3 protein-coding genes are annotated in these 3,767 nt (G+C 44.1%); 1 reads left to right on the forward strand and 2 read right to left on the reverse strand.

Annotated features, from left to right (window positions below):
* Nucleotides 1-75: 75 nt before the first annotated feature.
* The gene (locus F6K37_RS34425; protein ID WP_287255291.1) at nt 76-294 is read left to right on the forward strand and encodes a hypothetical protein; all 219 of its coding nucleotides are present in this window, start codon (nt 76-78) and stop codon (nt 292-294) included.
* A 52-nt stretch (nt 295-346) separates the two neighbouring features.
* Here F6K37_RS34425 and F6K37_RS34430 read toward each other — a convergent pair whose 3' ends face one another.
* Nucleotides 347-586, reverse strand: coding sequence for a CopG family transcriptional regulator (locus F6K37_RS34430; RefSeq protein WP_287255293.1), 240 nt, complete (start codon nt 584-586; stop codon nt 347-349).
* Between the two features lie 197 nt (nt 587-783).
* Nucleotides 784-3,015: a DUF3160 domain-containing protein gene (locus F6K37_RS34435; protein WP_287255295.1), complete on the reverse strand. Its 2,232-nt coding sequence runs from the start codon at nt 3,013-3,015 to the stop codon at nt 784-786.
* Nucleotides 3,016-3,767 lie beyond the last annotated feature (752 nt).

Here is a 3,767-nt window from a genome sequence, read left to right on the forward strand (position 1 = left end):
TGGTAGATAGGCGTTGGGCTGAGTATGGGTTAGGGGATTTGGATTTGAAGGATGTTGATCCCAATTTGTTTGGGTATGATATGTAATTTATACATCAGCGGTCAGTGGTCAGTGGTCAGCGGTCAGCGGTCAGCTGTCAGCCATCAGCGGTCAGCGGTCAGCTGTCAGCCATCAGCGGTCAGCCGTCAGCTTCAAATAGATGACTATAAAGCGATTGGTCGTAGGCCACGCTTTGCGATGAAGCTGAGGCCTTTGGGCCACGCTTTGCGAACGCTTCCGCGCTTATGCGATTGACCGTAGGTCACGCTACGCGAGTCACGCGATCGCATATATCTCCTAAGGGCTTCTATCTCAACTCATCCCCTGGGATAGGTTCTGTATCTGGTACTGATGCTAATATTGCATCAAAACGGTTATAATCTGCTTTTTCAGCATAACTCTGCATTAGTTGTACAACTTTCTGAGCTTCAATTTTTTCGGTAACAGCACTCAGTAACCACTGCTCGATAGAAACTTGATTTTCTTCAGCAATACGTTGAATTTCTTTCAACAACGTCTCAGGTAATTCTAAAGGATAATAACTCATTATATAACTTGCTCCTGTAAATTTAGAGAGTGAACCAACTCTCCTGGTCGAATAACTTCAATCCCGAAATATTTGGCAGCTGGCAAAAAATCTTGTACATTATAGCGGTTTTAATAGTAATTAGATACACACAAGATTTTTTCCGACTCCCTATTCCCTATTCCCTACTCCCCAGGAATAGAAAACTCATTCAATAATTAATCAACTACAAGATAGCTTTTTGTCCAGTTGGGACGAGGTGGAAGCTTGCCAGTTTGGATATCTTTTTTCCACTCAGAATCTGATTTACGGGATACTTCTGGCATCTCAAATTCATAATGGCTTAACACTGGTCCAGCAAAGACCATTTTGTCTTCACCGTTGTCCACTGCAATCATCAACAAATCGATATTACCCACGCCCTGGTGAAGGACACTGCCTGGATCTCCCACCACTGGGTCAGGTACATTTGTGTGTACATCCGCAACAATCGCATCCCACTTATCACAATCCTCACGTTTTTTATAGAAAAGGCTGGGATACCAACCGTTATAAGACGGACCCCCTGAAGCAAACCGTTCAATCTCAACAATCTTTTCTAGGAAGTTGGTTTGGGCTTCGGTGAGTTGCTGTTGTGCTAATTCCTTGAGTGCTATTTCCTTGAGGATAGTTAACTGCTGGCTGAAATTTTTGAAGAATTTAGTTTGTTTTTGCTGAATTCTTCTCAAGGGCTTCGGAAAGGGAGTGTTTTTGATTAACTTCCCCGCCAGCACTGCCATTTTTTCAAAGCGTTCCCAGAATTCCGGTCTGGGTTCCACAAAACCGGCTGGATAGTAGCATCTGGTTGTAGCGGTGTAAGATTGTTTAGCGTAAAGGATGGTGTCGTGACGCAGTTGTGTCCATGACGCTAGTTGTGTATTGAGTGTCTTCATCCCCCAGGCACGGGTACGCATGGCTTCCGGGTATTGGGAGTCCGTAGTGGGTTTGGAAAGTTCCCGCAAGGTTGCCAGCCAATGCATGTAAAGGTTGTCTTCCCAGGCAGAAGGATTTAGTTGATCGACTACATTAAAGGCTGCCGCTAGGTTGTGTTGATAGTTGAGACCATCTCGGAACTTATGCCCATTCTGGTTTCTCATCCGATCAACCAGTTCTGGTACTACTTGAGTGTTTCCCAGGGTGGCGAATGCTACATCTAATCCACTTGGTACGCGACGCTGAACTTCCTTGCCATTCCAAATAATATCATCGTAAACTACTTTGCTCAACATCCAGCTATCCAAGATAAACTTTTGACCGATAACTGTAAACGAATGGGGTATTATATCTTTAGTCTGATGATCGTCTTCCGGCGGATTAATGTAAACATGACTCCTGATGTTTTGAAAACCTACGTGGTTAGCTAAAATTTCAGTTTGCAGCTGCTTTAAGGTGGATAAATCTTTAATATCTGTCGGAGATTGAATCTTAGCTTGCTTTAATAGGTCAGCTAGTTGAGCAAACGTCATGGAATCAGTTGGACCGACAAAGGTCTGGAGCATTTGGTCAAACTGTTGCCATTGCTCGAACTTACCAGATTTTGTTAAGAGATCATTGAGGATTATCGCTGCACCCAATTCCCGTGGAGAAGCTTCTTTCGGTTTACCTGCAATGCGTAGATCAACTCTACCGCACCACATTACTGCCCGGAAATATTTCTTAAGAGTCTCGGAATTCTCATAATGCCCACGTACCTTGAATTGAGAAAAATCCATCTCGCGGTCACGCCCGAACAGCTTAAATTCCTTGATTTGCTCTCCTTGTATGGCTTGGAGGGTTGCTGCCACACGGGCATCCTGATTTAATTTGGTTTTAACTGCTTCTCCTGCCAATAAAGAACGAGCGACTGCTAGAAAGTAGTCGGCATCAATTAAACTTAGGTCAAGGACACCATCGCCATATTGATTACTGGCTTCAGGGATTTTATCTGCCATTCCTGTGAGAATTTCATCTAGTGATGTGGCAAGATAACTTTCTTCTAGTTCTTCCAACATGGCGTCATAAGAACGATGCCAAGCATGAAGCAAGGCATCAGCGGAAACGAAAACTGGTAAATCGTTGTTATAGATTTGGTAGAATGATTGAGCGAAACTCTTTGTCCCCATGCGCTCACTGACAACAAAGCCTTGTTTATTGAATACTTCCAGTTCCTCTGAATTGAGGCGGAAAAAGCTGTCATTGAACAAATCCCAAAATTTAGCCTGGGTAGGATCCCAACTAATTTGTGTTAGATAATCAACATTGGCATCGTAGCGTTTAGCAAATTCCTGGGGTGAAATCTGTCCAATCTTCTCCAATTCCTGATCGAAGGCAGGGTTGTAATCAAAGACATCAGTTGATACTTCTGCTGAAGCTGGGTTGACCAAAAGTTTGGAACTGTCAATCCCATCTGCGAGGAAAGTATGGTTGCTCATAATAATTCACAATACAATGCTCGGAGCAATAATTAGCTTGCTTAATTTATTGAAAATCTTTATAATTAATCAGGGAACAGGGAACAGGGAGCAGGGAACAGGGAGGATAGAAGAGGGAATAGACAACAGGGGTAAGCATATGCGCTACGCCCACGCTACGCGAAGAGCTATAAGCCATTGGCTTAGGGTGGCCCAAAGCCAAGGCCAAGGGCTTTTACCCAGACTTTAAATTGGGTGCATTTCAAGGCATGAAATTAAGCAAAAATTCGCGCGATAATTTCCAAACTTCCCGCCCCCGCGCCCTTTTTTTTTACAAATATTCAGATGTACCCTTTCAATTCTCCCGTTCCCGTAGCGTGGCCATAGGCCTGCATAGGTTTATTTTTAAGCTGACTCCTGAGTGCTGACCGCACCTCAAGTAGCGCATATGCTTACGTAATTAGATACACAGGATTTTTCCTCAATCCCGAAATTCCCTCTTCTTTCTTCCCTATTGCCTATTCCCTATGGCCTATTCGCAGGTGCATCTCCTAAAAGTTGTTTGACCCAGCAGTGGTGCGTTACGGGCAGCAAGCTAACCCTGACTACGAGGCGAAACATGAAGGCTCCCCTAACGCACCCTACTGGCGTGGCACAGCTAAAATAGTGCAATAGAAATAGGATAACTGAGGCGGAAAGTATGGGAAGAGGAAAACGAGACAAGGTGATTCTGAGTCGAGAACAGAGAAAAAGGCTGGAAGTCATAAGCAACA

Source organism: Moorena sp. SIO4E2 (genome assembly GCF_010671945.1).
GTDB classification, from domain to species: domain Bacteria; phylum Cyanobacteriota; class Cyanobacteriia; order Cyanobacteriales; family Coleofasciculaceae; genus Moorena; species Moorena producens.

What these genes read in the sequence shown, in the direction of transcription:
- F6K37_RS34425 (WP_287255291.1), top strand. Translation starts at nt 76, where the DNA reads ATGATATGTAATTTATACATCAGCGGTCAGTGGTCAGTGGTCAGCGGT.
- F6K37_RS34435 (WP_287255295.1), bottom strand. Translation starts at nt 3,015, where the DNA reads ATGAGCAACCATACTTTCCTCGCAGATGGGATTGACAGTTCCAAACTT.
- F6K37_RS34430 (WP_287255293.1), bottom strand. Translation starts at nt 586, where the DNA reads ATGAGTTATTATCCTTTAGAATTACCTGAGACGTTGTTGAAAGAAATT.